At 63.9% G+C, this 18544-nt stretch carries 20 protein-coding genes; 7 read left to right on the top strand and 13 right to left on the bottom strand.

Annotation, left to right across the window (positions count from 1 at the left end; translation table 11 throughout):
* Window positions 1-5: 5 nt before the first annotated feature.
* From RMET_RS20885 to RMET_RS20870, 4 genes are all read right to left on the bottom strand, one after another.
* Complete coding sequence (locus RMET_RS20885) at window positions 6-455, bottom strand: hypothetical protein (protein ID WP_005797953.1); 450 nt, start codon at window positions 453-455, stop codon at window positions 6-8.
* A gap of 29 nt (window positions 456-484) precedes the next feature.
* Window positions 485-1267 carry a COG4705 family protein gene (locus tag RMET_RS20880; protein ID WP_005797951.1) on the bottom strand — a complete coding sequence of 261 codons (783 nt, stop codon included), beginning with the start codon at window positions 1265-1267 and terminating at the stop codon, window positions 485-487.
* 70 nt (window positions 1268-1337) lie between these two features.
* Window positions 1338-1934 (bottom strand): undecaprenyl-diphosphatase, encoded by a 597-nt coding sequence (locus RMET_RS20875; protein ID WP_011517526.1) that lies wholly within the window; start codon window positions 1932-1934, stop codon window positions 1338-1340.
* 56 nt (window positions 1935-1990) lie between these two features.
* Window positions 1991-2326: a PepSY domain-containing protein gene (locus RMET_RS20870; protein ID WP_011517525.1), complete on the bottom strand. Its 336-nt coding sequence runs from the start codon at window positions 2324-2326 to the stop codon at window positions 1991-1993.
* Between the two features lie 259 nt (window positions 2327-2585).
* On the opposite strand from RMET_RS20870, the gene RMET_RS20865 reads away from it, so the two are divergent.
* Window positions 2586-3524: a LysR family transcriptional regulator gene (locus RMET_RS20865; RefSeq protein WP_041240731.1), complete on the top strand. Its 939-nt coding sequence runs from the start codon at window positions 2586-2588 to the stop codon at window positions 3522-3524.
* A 37-nt stretch (window positions 3525-3561) separates the two neighbouring features.
* The gene (locus RMET_RS20860) at window positions 3562-3879 is read left to right on the top strand and encodes a YnfA family protein (protein ID WP_011518539.1); all 318 of its coding nucleotides are present in this window, start codon (window positions 3562-3564) and stop codon (window positions 3877-3879) included.
* A gap of 84 nt (window positions 3880-3963) precedes the next feature.
* Here RMET_RS20860 and RMET_RS20855 read toward each other — a convergent pair whose 3' ends face one another.
* Together RMET_RS20855 and RMET_RS20850 are read right to left on the bottom strand one after the other, a co-directional pair.
* On the bottom strand, window positions 3964-4353 hold the full coding sequence (locus RMET_RS20855; RefSeq protein ID WP_011518538.1) for a c-type cytochrome: 390 nt from the start codon (window positions 4351-4353) through the stop codon (window positions 3964-3966).
* Window positions 4350-4757: a VOC family protein gene (locus RMET_RS20850; RefSeq protein ID WP_011518537.1), complete on the bottom strand. Its 408-nt coding sequence runs from the start codon at window positions 4755-4757 to the stop codon at window positions 4350-4352. The genes RMET_RS20855 and RMET_RS20850 overlap by 4 nt, the downstream gene beginning before the upstream one ends.
* 346 nt (window positions 4758-5103) lie before the next feature.
* On the opposite strand from RMET_RS20850, the gene RMET_RS20845 reads away from it, so the two are divergent.
* Window positions 5104-7521 (top strand): DUF3772 domain-containing protein, encoded by a 2418-nt coding sequence (locus RMET_RS20845; RefSeq protein ID WP_029309920.1) that lies wholly within the window; start codon window positions 5104-5106, stop codon window positions 7519-7521.
* A 396-nt stretch (window positions 7522-7917) separates the two neighbouring features.
* On the opposite strand, the gene pip is transcribed toward RMET_RS20845, so the two are convergent.
* Complete coding sequence (pip, locus tag RMET_RS20835) at window positions 7918-8874, bottom strand: prolyl aminopeptidase (protein ID WP_011518534.1); 957 nt, start codon at window positions 8872-8874, stop codon at window positions 7918-7920.
* 132 nt (window positions 8875-9006) lie between these two features.
* On the opposite strand from pip, the gene RMET_RS20830 reads away from it, so the two are divergent.
* Complete coding sequence (locus RMET_RS20830; protein WP_011518533.1) at window positions 9007-9726, top strand: DUF2076 domain-containing protein; 720 nt, start codon at window positions 9007-9009, stop codon at window positions 9724-9726.
* A gap of 64 nt (window positions 9727-9790) precedes the next feature.
* Here RMET_RS20830 and RMET_RS20825 read toward each other — a convergent pair whose 3' ends face one another.
* Window positions 9791-11056, bottom strand: coding sequence for an MFS transporter (locus RMET_RS20825; RefSeq protein WP_029309921.1), 1266 nt, complete (start codon window positions 11054-11056; stop codon window positions 9791-9793).
* A 361-nt stretch (window positions 11057-11417) separates the two neighbouring features.
* On the opposite strand from RMET_RS20825, the gene RMET_RS20820 reads away from it, so the two are divergent.
* Complete coding sequence (locus RMET_RS20820) at window positions 11418-11825, top strand: hypothetical protein (RefSeq protein WP_011518530.1); 408 nt, start codon at window positions 11418-11420, stop codon at window positions 11823-11825.
* A 122-nt stretch (window positions 11826-11947) separates the two neighbouring features.
* On the opposite strand, the gene RMET_RS20815 is transcribed toward RMET_RS20820, so the two are convergent.
* Window positions 11948-12844, bottom strand: coding sequence for a LysR family transcriptional regulator (locus RMET_RS20815; RefSeq protein WP_011518529.1), 897 nt, complete (start codon window positions 12842-12844; stop codon window positions 11948-11950).
* 93 nt (window positions 12845-12937) lie between these two features.
* Between RMET_RS20815 and RMET_RS20810 the strand changes: the two genes are divergently transcribed.
* Complete coding sequence (locus tag RMET_RS20810; RefSeq protein WP_011518528.1) at window positions 12938-13723, top strand: NAD(P)H-dependent oxidoreductase; 786 nt, start codon at window positions 12938-12940, stop codon at window positions 13721-13723.
* Here RMET_RS20810 and RMET_RS20805 read toward each other — a convergent pair.
* The 3 genes from RMET_RS20805 to pobA all read right to left on the bottom strand — a co-directional run bounded on the left by RMET_RS20805 (window position 13720) and on the right by pobA (window position 16283).
* The gene (locus tag RMET_RS20805) at window positions 13720-14016 is read right to left on the bottom strand and encodes a nicotinamide mononucleotide transporter (RefSeq protein ID WP_008648027.1); all 297 of its coding nucleotides are present in this window, start codon (window positions 14014-14016) and stop codon (window positions 13720-13722) included. The two genes, RMET_RS20810 and RMET_RS20805, sit on opposite strands and share 4 nt — an antisense overlap.
* Window positions 14017-14140: 124 nt before the next feature.
* On the bottom strand, window positions 14141-14920 hold the full coding sequence (gene surE / locus RMET_RS20800; protein ID WP_011518527.1) for a 5'/3'-nucleotidase SurE: 780 nt from the start codon (window positions 14918-14920) through the stop codon (window positions 14141-14143).
* A gap of 166 nt (window positions 14921-15086) precedes the next feature.
* Window positions 15087-16283 carry a 4-hydroxybenzoate 3-monooxygenase gene (gene pobA / locus RMET_RS20795; RefSeq protein WP_011518526.1) on the bottom strand — a complete coding sequence of 399 codons (1197 nt, stop codon included), beginning with the start codon at window positions 16281-16283 and terminating at the stop codon, window positions 15087-15089.
* Between the two features lie 127 nt (window positions 16284-16410).
* Between pobA and RMET_RS20790 the strand changes: the two genes are divergently transcribed.
* Complete coding sequence (locus RMET_RS20790; protein ID WP_011518525.1) at window positions 16411-17340, top strand: helix-turn-helix domain-containing protein; 930 nt, start codon at window positions 16411-16413, stop codon at window positions 17338-17340.
* Between the two features lie 3 nt (window positions 17341-17343).
* Here RMET_RS20790 and pcaDC read toward each other — a convergent pair whose 3' ends face one another.
* Window positions 17344-18522, bottom strand: a complete 1179-nt coding sequence (gene pcaDC, locus RMET_RS20785) for a bifunctional 3-oxoadipate enol-lactonase/4-carboxymuconolactone decarboxylase PcaDC (protein ID WP_011518524.1) — start codon at window positions 18520-18522, stop codon at window positions 17344-17346.
* Between the last annotated feature and the right edge of the window lie 22 nt (window positions 18523-18544).

Here is an 18544-nt window from a genome sequence, read left to right as displayed (position 1 = left end):
CGCGCTCACTTTCCTTCGAGCGTGTTAAAGGTTTTCAGCAGGGCATCCATCGCAGCCTTGCAGTCAGCCTGGCTTGGCGTGTCTGCGCGAAGCGTCGCAAGCGACTTGTCGATGGCCTTGTCGAGCAGATGCCAGTCATCTGCCGCGCGCGGTTTGAGTCCGGCTTCGGCCGAATCCCATGCGACTTCCAAGTCCTTGATGCGTGACTTGGCAGCAGGCAGATCGCCCTTGTCAACGATGGCGGCGACATCAGTGGCGATGCTGCGGAAGGCCGACAGGTCGCCCAGCTTGGATGCAGTTTTGACTTGCAAGGCCGAGACAGTCTGGGCCGGTGTAGTTGATGCCGAGCTTGCGTTGTTCTGATCGGCAGATTTGGAACAACCAGCCGCGAGGACCACGAGCACGGCGGCCGAAATGGCGGCAACAGGGCGAGCGATTGAGTGCTTTATGAGCATGTTTTTCTCCTTGTGTAGAGCGAAGATGGTTATTCGACGAGCTGGGCCGAGCGGCGTCCATTCATGCCGATCTGCGCGACGGCCACCAGCATGACGATCACCGTGAGGAACAAGGCGCTTGTCCACATGGCACCCATGCCAAGGCCGCCATAGGTCTTGGCCTGAGTCAGCAAGTCGCCGAGTGCGGCCCCGAAGGGGCGGGTCAATATGTAGGCGATCCAGAAGGTCAGAACGGCGTTGCCGCCCATGCGCCAGGCGGTATAGGTGATGCCAATCAGCACACCGAACGCCACCGCGCCCCAGGTAAAGCCCAAGCCCAATGCCTCGGTCGCCAAATCGCCAGCAGCCGTGCCCAGCGCGAACGTGCAGAGGATGGCAGCCCAATAGAACAGCTCCCGGCTGCGCGTCACAATGTCGTGAATGGACAGGGTGCGCTCGATCCGATACCAGACGAAGAAGATCGCGGCGAGCGCAACGGCGAACGCCGAGGTGCTGATGTACAGGCTGACGCCAAGGCCATCGGTCAGCAGATCGGTGATCTGGGTGCCGACCACGCTGACCAGTACCACCGTCAGCCAGTAAATCCAAGGGGTATAGCGTCGGGTGCGCAACTGCATGAACAAGGCGGCCGCCAACAGGGCAGCCATGACGGTTCGAGTCACGCCTTGCCCCCACCCTGCGTTGACCGCCAGGAAATCGGCTCCCGTCTCGCCCACCGTGGTGGACATGATCTTGATGATCCAGAACGACAGCGCGACTTCCGGGACTTTATTGAGCCAGCCAGTGGTGCTGCTCGTGGGCAATTTGTTCATGGTGTTCTCCTGCCGGGGGTGAAATGGTTTGCCAGCAGTTTGAACATGCTGACTTAGCCCGCCCATAGGCTCACTCGCGCACCCATCCAAGCGCGATCAACCCGCTGAAAAGCCGCCGATGGATTCCGGTGGAAAGTTGATAACTTGGCAATAGATACCAGTGTGCTTCACGTAACGTCAGCCAGGCACAGATTGCAGCAACGGCGATGGCCCCGAGCATGTCGAATGGGAAGTGCACTCCAAGGTAGATGCGCGCCCAGGCAATGGGAACGCCCAGCAAAGCCAAAGTCACGCCTGCAATTCGTGGGCCTCGTTGCAGCGCGAGGCTGAAGGCAACCGCCCACCACAGCGTCAGGTGATCGCTTGGGAAAGACGAATCGGCAACATGAGGGATGAGGGTGTGACCCAGGCCGATCATGAAAGGTCGAGGATGCAACCAAGCCAGGCCGATGATCTGGTTGATGAGCAGGCCCAGCAATCCCGATGCGCTAGCAACGAGCATCGTCTTGCGGGTAGGCTCGCCGCCGCGAAGCCAGCCGATGCCGATCAGGAGTGGAACCGCCCAGATGAGCTGTTCGGCAAAGAAGGTGGCCAACGTCAGAGCCAAAGCACTGGGATGCTCCGGTGCGTTGAGCCAGAGAAAAAATGTATGGTTGAGTGATTCCATGAGGTCTCCGGGCCGGATCGCCTCCGAGGGAAACGATCCGGCCATACTGTCGGGAGTCAGTCCCGCTTGTCGTGGTCATCATCGTGATCCGCCTTGTCCTCGGTAGACGAGATGACCGTGCCCTTGTCGGCATCGACCCGGACATCGAAGACCTTGGCCCCGCTGACGACTTCCACGTCGTAGACCCAGCCTTGCTTCGAGTTCTCGTACTCGGCGCGTGACGCCTTGCCATTGGCGTGCTGCTCGGCGACGGTGACCGCCTGAGTGAGGGGAATCTTGGCCTTGCTGATTGCCAGTGCGTCGTTTTCCATACCGCCATTGGCGGCGTAGGCGACCGCGCCGGTTGCAGCGATGGCGACGGCCAGAAGGGAAAGTTTGGTATAGCGGTACATGATGCTTCTCCAGAAGAGTGCAGGGATTTGCACAGTGGAGAAGGTACGCAGGCAGACTTAGCTCGCACTGAGCCGGGAAGTTTTCGCTCTCGCCGATGTAGTGTTATCGACTCCTGACAATTGGTGCAGTCGTCTTCTGAAAATGACACAATGGCTGGATCGGAATGTATTCGAGTATAGGCAAGTGAAATAACCACCAAGAGCCAAATACTTATCGATGCATTACCATTTGGTTATACAACTCCTTCCCATTGCCGCCATGCCGATCGCCACCGACAAGCTGCTGCACAACATCGTCTCCCGGCTGCGCCTGCGTCACCTGCCGCTGCTGCTTGCGCTCGAGCAGCAGCGCTCGATCTCGCGCGTGGCGGCCGAAATGAACCTGTCACAGCCGGCCGTGACCAAGGCGCTGCGGGAAATCGAGGACATTTTCACCACGCCGCTGTTCACCCGCACCCGCAACGGCCTGGAGCCAACCGCAACCGGCACGGCAGTGCTGGGCCATGCGCGCATGGCGCTGGCCGACGCTGACGCGCTGGGGCGCGAGCTGGCCGTGATCGAAGCCGGTCTGAGCGGCCGGCTGCGCATCGGCGCCATCCCCTATACGGCGCGCGCCGTGCTCGATGCCGCGCTCGCCTACGGGCTGAACCGCACGCCGCGCATCTCGGTGCTGGTCAGGGAGGGCACCACCGACGAACTGGTCGTCGCGCTGCGCCAGCATGAACTCGACTGCGCGATCGCGCGCTCGTTCTACCTGGCGGGGGAAGACATCGTCCAGCAACCGCTCTATCGCGAGGAGCCGGTGCTCGTGGTACCGTCACGCGCTGCCGCGCGGCTGTCGCGCGGCGGACTGGACTGGAAGCGGCTGGCCGAGCTCGACTGGATTCTGCCGCCGCACCATACGCCGGTGCGCCGCACGATCAATACGATGTTCGCACTGGCCGGCGTGGCGCCGCCGCTGCCGATCGTCGAGACCTATTCGGTCAAGCCCATGGCCACGCTGCTACGCAGCCAGCCGCACGTGATCACGATCGTGCCGAGGTCAGTTGGGGCCGAACTGGTCGAACTGGGCGATGCCGCGATGCTGCCGTTCTCGCTCTCGTGGGACCTGCCACCCGTGGGCTTGATGTGGCGGCGCGAGTCGCAGGAAAACGAACTTGTGACGGGGCTGGCAGCGGCACTGCGCCAGGCCATCTGAATCGACAGCAGGAAAAAGGAAAAGGCTGAAAACCGGGATGAAAACCGTCGGACTCTATCTGCTTACCGCGCTGGCCGAGATTCTCGGCTGCTATCTGCCCTACCTCTGGCTGCGCCAGGGTGCTAGCCCGTGGGTACTCCTGCCCGGCGCGGCATCGCTGGCCGTGTTCGCGTGGCTGCTGACACTGCATCCGGACGCCTCCGGCCGTGTGTATGCAGCCTACGGCGGCGTCTATATCGCGATGGCCATCGCATGGCTCTGGGCGGTGGATGGCGTGCGCCCGAGTCCGTGGGATATCGCGGGCGTGGCGGTGGCGCTGGGTGGCATGGCCATCATCGTGTTCCAGCCGCGCTGACGCGCTGCCCTTCTCTTCCTGCTTTCCCTGCGCTCCCGCCATTGCCGCCGCCATTGCCGCCGCCTTTTCCCGCCGCCTTTGCCGCTATTGGAAGGTGCGTAGGTAAGCAAGAAGATCGGCGATCTGCTGCGGATCGCTCATGCCCCAGAAACGCATCTTCGTGCCCGGCACCACCTTGCCTGGCGACTGTACAAAGGCACCCAGCGTGGCATCCGACCAGACCACGTTCGACGTCTTCATCGCATCGGAATAACGATAATCCGCCGTACTGCCGGCCTTGCGACCGAACACGCCATTGAGCTGGGGTCCGAATGCGCCACGCGCCGACGGGCCGACGCGGTGGCATGAGGCGCAGAGCCGAGTGAAGGTCTCCTTGCCAGTCTGGACATTACCGACGGTGGCATTGGCTGCATTGGCTGCGTTGGCGACTGGATGGACAAGCAGGGCAAGAACGAGGGGTAATGCGTATTTCATGCTGCGGGATAGCTCGCCACCTCGATCAGGTTTCCATCGGGATCACGGCAATAGACCGACGTGATCGCCCCCAGCGCCCCGGTGCGCTGCACCGGCCCGACTTCCACGGCCACCTTGTGGGCCAGGAAATGCGCAACCACCTCCTGCGGCGGCATGTGCGTGATGAAGCAAAGATCGTCGCTGCCGGAGGTCGGATGCACACCCGTGAACCATGCAACGGTGTCTTCGCCCACCGGGCGCAGATTGATCTTCTGCTGGCCGAACTTCACCGATACCCGTTTGCCGGAACGTGACTCGAAGTCCTCACGCTTCATGCCGAGCACCTGCTCGTACCACGCGGCGCTGGTTTCCACGTCCTTCACATTGAGCACGATATGGTCGAAGCGATCGATTGCGAGCGTCATGGGGGCCTTTTTCCTGAAGGGATTGTCGGGGTCCGTACGATACCGACAGCGAGATGTAACAAGACGTTTGGCTGTGAAACAAGCGGTACTGTACACCCCGTGTGATGCATACGCGTACGTATAATGCGGTCTTCCACGACGGGCGCGTAGTACGTAACTGACGCGCCCAGACTCAGTCTCCTCCGCCGGGCGGCATCCCATCCGCATGTCAGCCCGCACTCGTTGAAAGTGGCGGCCCAGCGCACCGTGCGCGGCTGCGCTTTCGTTGTTCATCCTGGCGCGTCGCGCCCGGCACTGCCTGCCGGGACTGGCAAACCCGGAAAATTTCCACGAAGTGCAATTCGCCATGAGCAAGATTTCCAGGCTCGCCTTGAGCCTTGTATTGGCCGCACTGTTTCATGTCGCCGCCCCCGCGCTTGCCGCGGAAAGCGCCTCGGACGCGGAGGCCCAGCAGATTCCCGTGCTGACGCACGCGGAGGCCGTTGCCGAACTCAAGCGCCTGCAGACCGCGCAGGACCAGATCAAGCAGCAGGCCTCCAGCGCCTTGGGGCGCACCAAAATCAATGGACTCGACGACGACCTCAAGCAACTGGCCACCGATGTCGACAAGCTCGCTGCATCACTGACGCCGCAACGCGCGCAGCTGCAATCCCAGCTTGATGTGCTGGGCCCGCCGCCCGAAACCGGCAAGGCAAAGGAAGCCCCCGCCGTGGTCGCGCAGCGCGCCGAACTCACCGCGCGCAAGACGCAGCTCGACGACGAACTGAAGCAGGCGGCCAACAGCAAGGACAACATCGCGCACCTGCAGGAACAGCTGGCCAAACTGCAACGCACGCAGATGAAGGACCAGCTTGCTTTGCGGTCCGAGAGCATCCTGAATCCCCAGTTCTGGAAGCCGCTCTTCGGGCGCGCGCCCGAGGACCCGGAGCAGCCCGGCGCCTTCACCGACGAGATCGTCCCAATGTTCGAGCACGCCTGGGCGTCTGGGCAACGGGCGACCACGGTCATCCTGCTCGTGATCGCACTGGCCGCGTGGACACTGGGGCGTCGTCTGCTCGAACGCGGCGCGGCGTGGCTCTGCCTGACGCAGTTGCCCGAAGCTCGCATCCGCCGTAGCGCGCTGGCGTTCGCCACAACACTGGCCACGGTGATCGCCACGGCCACCGGCGTGCGCATTGCATTCGCGGCGTTCACCGGCGGAGAGGACGTCCCGCCCGAAATTCAGGACCTGCTGAACGAGATCGCCAAGCTGGCAATGACCAGCGCACTGATCGCGGGCCTGGGCCGCGCCCTGCTCTGCACGCGGCATCCTTCATGGCGGCTGCCTGCGCTGGCCGACCGGCTGGCGCTCGCCATGAAGCCGTTCCCGACGGTGCTGGCAGGCTTGCTCCTGCTGGCCGGCACGCTTGAGCAGTTCAACCGCATGGCCGATACGAGCCTGCCGGTCACGCTGCTCGGCAGAGGCGTTGTGTCCTTGGTGGTGGTGTTGACGATTGGCGCCGCACTGCTGCGTGCCAGTCGCGTGCGCGCCGAACTGCTCGCAGCCGGAGAACAGCCCGAAGCCCGCGCCACGCTCGTCGGATTGATCCACGTCGGCGTCACGCTGACCGTGGCGATCTCGTTCGGCGCGCTGCTGATCGGCTACATCAGCATCGCGCGCTTCCTGACCTACGAACTGGTCTGGTTCGATATCGTGCTGTGCAGCCTCTACCTGCTCACGCAACTGACGCGCGACATCTGCGAGGCCACGTTCTCCACGCAGTACGGCGGCGGACGCGTCATCAAGCAACTGTTCGGCGCAGGCGATACCCAGCTCGAACAGGCCTCCACGGTCTTTTCCGGTCTCGGCTCCAGCGTGCTGCTTCTGCTGGCCGTGCTGGCGCTCCTCACCGGCGGCTTCGGCACGACACCCGCCGATCTCTTCAACAGCCTGCTGGCCATGCTCGGCGGCGAGAAGCTACGCGCGCTGAACATCATGCCGGACCGCATCATGAACGCGGTGATCGCGCTTGTGGTCGGCATCTGGCTGCTACGCTCGGTACGCCGATGGCTCGATGCGGAACTGCTGCCGAAGCTTTGCTCGGAGTCCGGGCTGCGTGCGTCGCTGATCACGCTGTTCAGCAATATCGGCTATGTGCTGCTGGTGCTGCTGGTGCTCTCGTTGCTGGGCGTCAAATGGGAAAACCTGGCGTGGATCGTCAGCGCGCTGTCGGTCGGTATCGGCTTCGGCTTGCAGGAGATCGTCAAGAACTTCGTCTCCGGCCTGATCCTGCTGACCGAGCGCCCGGTCAAGGTAGGCGACATGGTCAGCCTGGCCGGCGTCGAAGGCGATATCCGTCGCATCAACGTACGCGCGACGGAAATCCAGCTGGCCGACCGCTCGACCGTGATCGTGCCGAACTCGCAGTTGATCTCGCAGAACCTGCGTAACGTCACGATGCACAACAACACGCAAGGCGTAGCCACGCTGCAGTTGACGTTCCCGCTGAACACCGACCCCGAAGCCGTGCGCGACCTGCTGCTCGACGTCTACCGCCAGAACGAAGCGATCCTCGACATCCCCGCGCCATCGGTGACGTTCAGCCAGTTGGCGCCGAACGGCATCACGCTGAGCGTCACCGGCTATGTGAACAGCCCCCGCATCGCTGGTGGCACCAAGAGCGACCTGCTGTTCGAGATCCTCAAGCGGCTACGCGCCGAGGAGATTCCACTGTCGGCGCCACAAACGCTGCGGCTGGAAAATATGGAGGCATTGGGGACGTAAATAGGGGTGTAGATCAGGGACGTAGATTGGGACGAGTTGACTCCCCGTCACCCCATCACCACGTCACCCCATTGCTCCTTCGTGCCCAGTCCAATAATCGGCGCCATCGTCATGGGTGGCGAGCGCGATCACCTGGGTGCACCGTTGGCATGTGTAGAGAAAGGCCTGCGCACCGGTGCCGGATATGGCATCGCCGGTGCGGATCAGGCGGGGGTGTGGCGGAACATAACCGGGACGACCCAGCAGGCTCTTGCAGAGTTCGCAAGGAACCATGGCGCTCTCCAGATTCTGGTGCGATTCGCGGCAATGACACCCGCGACAGGTGATTTTTGTGCAACGCAGCAGAATCCAGTATAGGCGCACGATCGTTCGATCGCCACGCCCGGGCGGTGTGACTTATTCCTTACCGGCGAAGTGGTCCGTTGCGGCAATCAATTGGTCGAGAATGCCGGGTTCGCTCCAGGCATGGCCCGCGCCTTCGATCAGATGAAAGTCCGCGTCCGGCCAGGCCTGATGCAGGGCATAGGCGTAACGCACCGGACAAGGCATGTCGTAGCGACCATGCACGATCACGCCAGGGATGCCGGCCAGACGATGGGCGTCGCGCAGCAGTTGCCCGTCGTCAAGCCAGGCACCGTGTGTGAAGTAGTGGTTTTCGATGCGCGCGAATGCCAGCGCGAAATGTCCGTCGGCATGTTTGGTGCTGATACCGGCGTCCGGTAGCAGCGTGATCGTCTCACCTTCCCAGACGCTCCAGGCCTGAGCGGCCTCGACCTGTTTTGCCTTGTCGTCGCCGGTCAGGAGCTTCCGATAGGCGGCCATCATGTTGCCGCGCTCGGCCTCCGGCACCGGCGCCTGAAAACGCGCCCATTTGTCGGGGAACATCTCCGATACGCCGAACTGGTAATACCAGTCGACTTCGGCCCGCGACACCGTATAGACGCCACGCAGCACCAGTTCGCTCACGCGCTGAGGATGTGTCTGCGCGTAGGCAAGCGCCAGCGTCGATCCCCATGATCCCCCGAACACAAGCCAGCGCTCGACGCCGATCCGCTCGCGCAGCTTCTCGATGTCGTCGACCAGATGCCAGGTGGTATTGGCCTCCAGTTCGGCATGAGGCGTCGACTGGCCGCAGCCGCGCTGGTCGAACAGCAGCACGTCGTAGCGGGCGGGGTCGAACAGACGTCGATGATCTGGCGAGATGCCGCCACCCGGCCCGCCGTGCAGGAACACCGCCGGTTTGGCACCGCGCGTGCCGACGCGCTCGTAATACAGCACGTGGCCATCACCGACGTCGAGCGTGCCGGTCTCGTAGGGTTCGATAGCGGGATAAAGGGTGCGCGGTTCAGGCATGTCGCCTCCCGGAAAGCCTTGAGGGAAGCCAAGTGTAGCGCCATCGTGCAGTGCAACGCGCCTTTAAGTTTCGTTTAAGTCTTGGTCCCTACAGTGGAGCCGTACCGCAACCGCCTCCTGGAAAGGTGACGTATGACCCCTCAAGACATGCAAGCACTGGAAACCTTCCTGAGCCAACTCGTGCAGGCTCGCGCCGATGGCAAGGACCCGCAGGCCGCGGCGATGATCGCCGATGCGGCCGGCCGGCAGCCCGACGCCGCCTATCTGCTCGTGCAGCGCGCCATGTTGCTTGATCGCGCACTGGTGAATGCCCAGGCCCAGATTGCATCGCTCCAGCAGCAGCTTCAACAAATGCAGCAGGGCCAGGGCTCGCGCAGCTTTATCGATGACGCCAACGCCTGGGGCAACCATCCCGGCCGCGCGATGCCCGGCGCCGCTCCGTCCGCGCGACCGCCCTATCAGGCCGCCCCGCAGTATCCATCCACGCCGCAACCCGCCCCGCAGCCACCGCAAGCGGCCCGGCCCGGCTTCCTGAGCGGAGGCCTGGGCGGCACGCTTGGCAGCATCGCCACCACGGCAGCGGGTGTCGCGGGCGGCGCGATGCTATTCCAGGGCATCGAAAATCTGTTCCACCGCAACAGCGGCGGCTTCTTCGGGCAACCTGCAATGGGTTCGGCGCCCACCGAGACCGTGATCAACAACTACTACGAGGATGGCAGCGGTAGCAACGGCGGCAGTGGTGGCAGCAATGCGCTGCTGGCCGACAACGGTAACCTCGACAGTGGCAACCTCGACAATGGTCTGGACGACTTCGTCGACGACGACTACCGCAACGACGACTCGATCTTCTGATTCTTCTGGCCGTCCTGAGCCCGGCGCGGGATCCTGCCTCCGGTCCCGCGCCTTGGGGTCTTGCTCAGGCTGTCACGGTGATGTCACGGCGAGAGGCACTCATCAGTGACCACCCAAACACGACCATACCGGCCAACGCCAGCAGCATCCCGACCCAGCCGGTTGAGGTCCAGCCGAGACCGGCGGCGATCGTCACGCCACCAAGCCATGCGCCGAGCGCGTTCGCCATATTGAACGCCGAGTGATTGAGCGCGGCGGCCAGCGTCTGGGCGTCTCCGGCCACGTCCATCAGGCGTATCTGCAACGGCGGGCCCAGCGCCACGGCGGTGCCTACCAGCATCACATTGAGCGAAGCAAGCCACGGGTGTGGCGCGGTGTACACGAAGGCGCCCAGCACCAGCGCGGACCAGAGCAGCACACCACCGATGGTTGGCATCAATGCCTTGTCCGCCAGCTTCGCGCCGGCCAGATTGCCGGCCACCATGCCGACGCCGAACAACGCCAGCACGATGGGAATACCGCTGGCGGGCATATGCGCCACCTCGAGCATCGTCGGCTTGACATAGCTGAACACCGCGAACATGCCACCAAAGCCGATGGCACCAATGCCGAGGGTGAACCAGACCTGCTTGCGCGCCAGCGCGGACAGTTCGCGCAATGGGCTTGCATGGCGATCGGCGGGCACAAACGGCACCCAGCGCCACACCAGCAAAGCCGTGAGCGCGCCGATGGCGCCCACGATCACGAACGCGGTGCGCCAACCCAGCCACGTGCCAATGCCGGCAGCGATCGGCACTCCCACAAGGGTCGCCACGGTCAGCCCGAGCATGACCAGGCCGACGGCCTGCGCACGGCGCTCGCGCGCCACCAGACTCGCCGCCACCAATGCGGCCACGCCGAAGTAGGTGCCATGCGGAAATCCTGTGAGCAGGCGCACGGCGAGCATCGGCAGATACCCCGGCGCCAGCGCGCTGGCGAAGTTGCCCAGGGCGAAGACGCTCATCAGCGCAATCAGCAGGTTACGGCGTGGCCAGCGCGCGCCCAGCACGGCCAGCAAGGGCGCGCCGATGACCACACCCAGCGCGTACGCGCTGATCAGGTGGCCGGCCTCGGGAATGGTGATTGCCAGATCGCGCGCGGCGTCGGGCAGCAAGCCCATGATGACGAACTCGCCGGTGCCAATGCCAAAGCTGCCAACGCCTAGCGCCAGCAAGGCACGGCGGTCAGCCGCGCGATCACGGGCCGTGGCGGCATCGCCTTCGGTAGATGAATTCGGGGACGAACGGGTGAGATCGGGAACGCTGTCGAAGTTTCCGTGTGGGGCGGTCATGAGCAGAGAGATTGCGAAGCACTTGTCATAGCTTGTCGCCGCTCACTGGCGGACAGGATCTTGCGTCCTGTCTCGGGGGCTCCAGCGTGCTCCGCGCGGCGCGAAGGCGCTATTGTGAAGCAAAACGGCGCAGCCTGCCGGACACGGCCCGGTGTGGATGAAAAGGCCGATCGACGCACAATCCGCGCGCAATCCGCGCACGATCGCGCCATGGTGGTCGATCCCACGATTCGATCGCATCAGTACTGCGCGCAGGGCTATCGGCGCACGATGCGCCGCCCTATGCTGAAGTTATGCGACGCCCGCGTCCCGTACCCGTGAACCACGGCCCGGGTGCCGCGACTCGTGTGTGGGAGGGGATATGTCCCTGCGTAGCATCCTGTTCATCGCCGCCGTCACCATTACCTGGAATTCGCCTGCAGCCGCGGCGGGCTGCCAATACGACATGCAGTGCAAGGGCGACCGAATCTGTCAGCAGGGCCAGTGCATGACGCCCGACAGCGACGACTCCGACGCCGCCACTTCCAAGGGACAATCGGGACAATCTGGGCAACCGGCACAACCTGTACAGCCGGCACCACCCGCGCAGTCGGCCATGAGGCTGGCTCCCGCGTCTACCACCGCGAGCGCGCCGCGCAACTGTTGCACCGTGGCAGGTAAGTTGCGGTTGACCACACCTCAATCGGGCGATGCCGCGCTGATGGTCGGCGACGCCTGTCAGGGCCTGACTGCCACGGGCAAGCCAGTTCCCGGAACGGCCTGCAACTAACGCTTGCAGACTTCCCCATCGACATCCCAACGTCATCCCGACGACATCTGACTGTCATCCGGCGGCCGCCATCACACCACCATCACACCGCCATCACGGGCCCGGAGCCATCCGGGCCCCACCTATCGCACCGCCGCCGCGATCGACTCCCGCAGCCACTGATGCGCGGGGTCGCGATGGACCCGCTCGTGCCACAACATCGACATCTCGAATCCTGGCACCTCCACTGGCGCATCGACGATCTGCAGCCGGTCGTTGTCCCGCACCAGCCGGGCCGGCAGCATCGCGACCAGATCGGTGCTGGCCAGCACCGATTCAAGGTAGAGGAAGTGCGGCACGGACAGCACGACCCGTCGCGACAGCCCCACCTCGGCCAACGCCTCATCGGTGGCACCGACGAATCCCCCGCCCTCGGGCGACACGATCACATGCTCCAGTGCGCAGAACTGGGCGATGGTCGGCTTGCGCTTCAGGCGTGGGTGCCCACGGCGGCCGGCCAGCACGAAGCGCTCGGTGAACAGCGGAAGGAGATGCAGGCTTTCCGGGGCATCGGTGGTGATATGGAACACCAGATCGACGTCACCTTGCTCCGCCTGACGCGCAATCCGTGGCGGCGCCAGTTCAATGACCGCCATGCGGGTGCCGGGCGCAGCCTGGCGCAAGCCGGCCAGCGCCGGCAGCAATACGGTTGTTTCGCTGTAGTCGGTGGCGGCAACGCGCCATGTCTGCGTGGCCTCGGCGGGGTCGAACGGATGCTCTGGCGAGATGGCCGCCTCCAGTGCGGCCAGCGCCTCGCGCAGCGGTTCGCGCAGTGATTCGGCGCGGGCGGTGGGGCGCATGCCACGTGGCCCGGGCAGCAAAAGCGGATCGTCAAAGATCTCTCGCAGCCTGGCCAGATGCACGCTCACCGAGGGCTGGGAGTAGTGCAGCCGCTCGGCCGCGCGCGTGACGTTATGCTCGGCCAGCAGCGTGTCGAGTGTGACGAGCAGGTTCAGATCGAGACGCCTCAAATTAATCATGGCAATACCTGGGATATTAGGAATTCATTTCCAATATAACTCAGGCGAACCTAATCTTGGTCCTGCCCCATCCTCAGTCATCAGGACACCGACATGAACGTACTGCTTGTCTATGCTCACCCCGAACCGAAATCGCTGAATGGCTCGCTCAAGGACTTCGCCGTGCAACGGCTGGAGGCAGCAGGCCACCAGGTGCGGGTCTCGGACCTTTATGCCATGCAATGGAAGGCGCCGCTCGATGCCGGCGACTCGCTGGCACCTGCGAATGGCACGCCGTTTCATCCGTCGCTCGCTTCGAAGCACGCATTCGAGAACGGACTGCAAAGTCCTGACATCGCACGCGAGCAGGAAAAGCTGAAGTGGGCCGACGCGGTAATCCTGCAGTTTCCGCTCTGGTGGTTCTCAATGCCCGCCATCCTCAAGGGCTGGATCGAGCGCGTCTATGCCTTTGGCTTCGCCTACGGTGTGGGCGAGCATTCCGATTCGCGCTGGGGCAATCGATATGGCGAGGGCACGCTTGCAGGCAAGCGCGCCATGCTGATGGTGACGACTGGGGGGTGGGAATCCCACTACGATGCGCGCGGGATCAACGGACCGATCGAGGACATCCTGTTCCCGATCCATCACGGCATCCTGTACTACCCGGGATTCGACGTGCTGCCGCCCTTCCTGGTGTTTCGGTCGGGCCGGATCGACGGCGATCGCTATGCCGCGGTGACCGAAGAACTTGGTCAGCGGCTGGACACGCTGTTCACGACGGAACCCATCGCCTTCCGGCCACAGAACGGCGGCCAGTACGAGATTCCGTCACTGATCCTGCGGTCGGACATCTCACCCGGACAGACCGGATTCGCGGCGCACGTGGCGCTGGAGAACTAGGCCGCTGCGGCAGCCGTGGGCGTGTGGGCAGCCAGTTCGCGGTAATAACGCGTATGACGATAGAGCCCGTAGAGGCTGGTTGCCGTGAAACCGAGCTGCTGCACGAACAGGCCATAGGTGCCGGTGGCCAGCGCGAAGGCACTCCACACCAGGTTCGAGCAGATGTAGGCAATCCAGCCCCAGCGCGACGCGCGGTTGTGGAGTGCAACAAGGAAGGAGCCGCTCATCGCGAGGGCGCAGCCCGACCATTCCAGTCCGTTGAGCAGGTTGGGGATTTGGGCCGCAAGCTCCATCTTTGTCTCCGTTTTGCGTTCATTTTTTGTATGCAAACAGAAGACTATCGTCACTGACAAATTCTGGCAAGAGGGGCTACCCCGAGGTCTGCCTCGGACTTCCCCCTCCACCTTTGTGCCGCACTCAGGCCCGCATCAGGTTGTCCGCCAGCGCCACTGCGGCTTCCTCGCTGGTGCGCTCGAAACGCAGCGGCGTCACCGACACCGCGCCACGCGCCACCACCATCGCCTCCGCATCGTCCACATCGGGCCTCGGGCCGCGCGAGAACTGCAACCAGTGATAGGGGAAGCCGCGCGGGTCCACGTGCGCGCGGACGTCGATCGCATTGATCAGCCCGACGCCCTGCCGCGATACCGTCAGCGGACCGGCCGCATCGGCTTCAACGTCCGGGAAATTGACGTTCAGGCACGCGTCATCACTCCAGCCCGCCGTCACCAGTCGACGAATCACATCACCTGCCAGCGCCCGGGACGTCCCCCATTTCACCGCATTGCGATCCTTGAAAACCTGGCTCAGCGCGATCGAGCGGATGCCCAGCAGCATGCCGGTCATGGCTGCGCCGACGGTGCCAGAGAATACGGTTTCGAGACCGAGATTGCCACCACGATTGATGCCGGACAGCACCAGGTCCGGGGGCGTATCGCGCATCACGTGGCGTACTGCCATCACGACGCAATCTCCCGGCGTACCGCTGATGCCGAAGCGGCGCGGGCCATGCTCGGTGATACGCAGCGGATCATGCAGGCTGATCGAGTGCGAGGTGCCGCTTTGATCGTGCTCGGGCGCGACGATCCAGACTTCGCGCGCGATCGTGGCGGCGACCTCCGCCAGCACCGCAAGGCCCGGCGCATCGATGCCGTCGTCATTGGTCAGGAGCACGCGTTCGACTACAGGTTCAGACATGGAATAGGCTCAGGTGGTTGGAGAAGGCCCGCCGCGCAGCCCCGAAGCGCCGCGCGAAAGCGACCCTTACTTTAGCCGATCCCGCTCCATTCCCGCTGACTATCAGCCCTTGATATGGGTTCGCGACTGCCCCGACGTGGACGTCGGGCGCAAACCCTCGTCACACTCAGCGCGGCAGGCCGACATAGTTTTCCGCGAGCGAACGGCATGCGGCTTCGGAGCCGACCAGGTAGTCGAGTTCGGCTTGCTGGATGCGGTGCGCAAACGCGTCGGCGTCTGGGAATCGGTGCAGCAACGACGTCATCCACCACGAGAAACGCTCCGCCTTCCAGACGCGGCGCAGGCACCTCTCCGAGTACATGTCCAGTTCGTGCGAGTCGTCGTGCTGGTAGTGCGCGATCAGGCCATCGGCCAGGTAGAGCACGTCGCTGGCGGCCAGGTTCAGGCCCTTGGCGCCTGTTGGCGGCACGATGTGCGCCGCATCGCCCGCCAGGAACAGCCGACCGTAGCGCATCGGCTCGCACACGAAGCTGCGCAGCGGGGCGATGCTCTTTTCGATGCTCGGGCCAGTGACCAGCGCCTCTGCCGCGGCCGGGTCCAGGCGATGGCGCAGTTCGTCCCAGAAGCGGGCATCAGACCAGTCCTCGGGTTTCTCCGTGGACGGCACCTGCACGTAGTAGCGGCTGCGGGTCTTCGACCTCATGCTGCACAGCGCAAATCCGCGTTCGTGGCTGGCGTAGATCAGTTCGTCGGCCACCGGCGGGGTCTCGGAAAGAATCCCAAGCCAGCCGAACGGATAGACACGTTCGAAGATGCGCTTCGACGGTTCCGGCACGCTGGCACGGCTGACGCCGTGGAATCCATCGCAACCGGCGATGTAATCGCAGACCACCTCATGCTCGACACCATCCTTGCGATAGCACACACGTGGGCGATTGCTGTCGAAATCGTGCAGCGAAACATCCTCGGCCTCATAGACCGTCGGCACGCCCGACGCCTGACGCGCGGCCATCAGGTCTCGCGTGACCTCGGTCTGCCCATAGACGGTAACGTCACTGCCGATCAGCGCATGGAAGTCGATGCGGTGGCGCTCGCCGCCGAACGACAGTTCGATGCCGTGGTGCACCAATCCTTCTTCACGTAGCCTGCCGTCAACACCGGCACGCTTCAGCGCCTCTACCGTCACGCATTCGAGAATGCCCGCGCGAATGCGGCCGAGAACATACTCGGGGCTGCGTTGCTCGATGACGATGTTGTCAATGCCCGCGACGGTCAGCAACTGCCCAAGCAGCAGCCCGGCAGGACCTGCGCCAATGATGGCGACGCGCGTGGAACGGGAATTGATCGAGCCATTGGGGGCCATGGCGAGTCTCCTGGTTTGTGTGTGTTTGTTGGGCCTAACGATAGAGCCTCGCGCGCCCTGCAGGAATGGACAGATCGAACCATCGAAGTGACAATCCGAACATTCAGGGTTCACCCGATATGCCCCCATGAGAACCGTTCCGACCTACTCGCTCTATGGCGTGAATTCCTCGGAGCCCCTGCTGGATCAGCTCCATTTCGAGTCCATCGCCTCGCGCAGCCAGCTCTACGCATGGGAGATCAAGCCACACCGGCACGAACGCTTCCTTCAATTTCTGTACATCCATCGCGGCAGTGGGGAGGCCCTGCTGGAGGGCCGCAAGGAACGACTTGCAAGCGGGTCGCTGATCACGGTGCCACCGCACCACGTGCACGGTTTCGTGTTCGCGCCCGACGTCGACGGCATCATCGTGACGATGACCGACACCTACCTGCGCACGTTGCTGGCCGGCTTGCCTGGGACGGTGCCGCTGTTCGAGCACCCACGGCATGACCGCGTGGCGCGACGCCACGCGCTGGCGGGCACGCTGGCGCTGTTCAGGGAGGAGATGGAATCGGTATCGCCGTGGCGCGGCGCATCGCTATCGGCGTTGCTGACGCTGATGCTGGTGGGCATCGCGCGCATCGCCGAGGCGTCGGCCCCGGCGAAGACGCAGGCCGGCAGCCGGCCGGCCCGGCACTTCCGGCAGTTCCAGCAACTGTTGGAGACCGACTATCGCGAACAGAATGACATCGCGTACTACGCCGGGGCGATCGGCGTCACCCCGACGCAGCTCAACCGCATCTGCCGCCAACTGGCCGGGCATAGCGCATTGCAGCTCATTCACGCACGCGTGCTGGCCGAAGCGCAGCGCGACCTGCTCTTCAGCGATCTCGACATCAAGCAGATCGCGATGACACTCGGCTTCTCGGACGCAGGCTACTTCTCGCGCTTCTTCGCGCGGCTGACCGGGCAGACGCCCACCGCATTCCGTGAATCGGGCCGCGCCCGCCTGCCAGCGTTCGCAATCAAGGACGCCTTGAACGCGACAGATATGGCAGGCGCGGCGGACGCCTAAGCATCAACCGCGTGCGCGATCCAATTCTGCAAACACTTCCCCGGCCATGTGGAATGCCGAGTTGGCCGCCGGCACACCGCAATAGATCGCGGTCTGCAACAGGACTTCCTTGATCTCGTCGCGCGTGACGCCATTGTTGGCGGCTGCACGGAGGTGCAGCTTCAGTTCCTCGGAACGGTTCAGCGCCACCATCATCGCGATCGTGATCAAGCTGCGCGAATGACGTGGCAGCCCTTCACGCGTCCAGATCTCGCCCCAGGCATAGCGCGTGATCAGGTTCTGGAATTCCTCGTTCAGCGGCGTCAGCCGTTGCAGCGAACGGTCGACGTGCGCGCTGCCAAGCACTTCCCGGCGCACGGCGAGGCCCGCATCGTAGCGCGCCTGATCATCCGTCACCGGCAGGCGGCCGTTGATGAAGTCAAGCAGCGCGGCAGTAAAGCGCCCCGGCTGCTCGCGGTTCGAGAGATGCGCGGCGTGGAGCTCTACATAGATGGCCCCGGGAATGGCTGCGGCCAGTGCCCTGCCCTCTTCCGCGGTGGTCGACGGATCGTCGCTGCCGGCGATCACCAGCACGGGTACCGGCATCGTCTTGACCGCCTCGCGCAGGTCGGCATCGCGCACGGCGGCGCAACTCGCCGCATACCCACGCGGATCGAGCCCCGCCAGCACGGCACGCAGATCATCGAGCGCGCGTCCGGACGTGGCGACGAACGTCGGCGTGAACCAGCGGCCCAGCGATGCATCGACCATGCCGCCCAGGCCATCGCGAATCACCGCGTCGATGCGCGTATTCCAGGATTCGGCCGTGCCAATCTTCGGCGCGGTATTGGCCAGCACGATCTTCGAGAAGCGTTCTGGCGCATACGCGCCGAGCCACATGCCCGTCAGACCGCCCATCGAAAGCCCGCAGAACACGGCCTTGTCAACGTGAAGCGCATCGAGGATGGCCAGCACGTCGCGGCCCAATGTCTCCACGGTCAGCGAAGTCTCGGTCGTAGTGGATCGGCCGTGGCCGCGCACGTCGTAGCGCACCACGCGAAAACGGCCAGCCAGCGCGTCGGCCTGGGGCTGCCACATCGTGTGATCGGTGCCGAGCGAGTTCGAGAAAACGATGACCGGTGCGTCTTCCGGTCCGTCGACGGTGTAGAACAGCCGGGCGCCGGCTTGATCGAGGTAAGGCAAGGGAGTCTCCTGTCGGGCCTGG

This window comes from Cupriavidus metallidurans CH34 (genome assembly GCF_000196015.1).
Lineage (GTDB): Bacteria > Pseudomonadota > Gammaproteobacteria > Burkholderiales > Burkholderiaceae > Cupriavidus > Cupriavidus metallidurans.
This window is presented reverse-complemented; position numbering and strand designations above follow the sequence as displayed.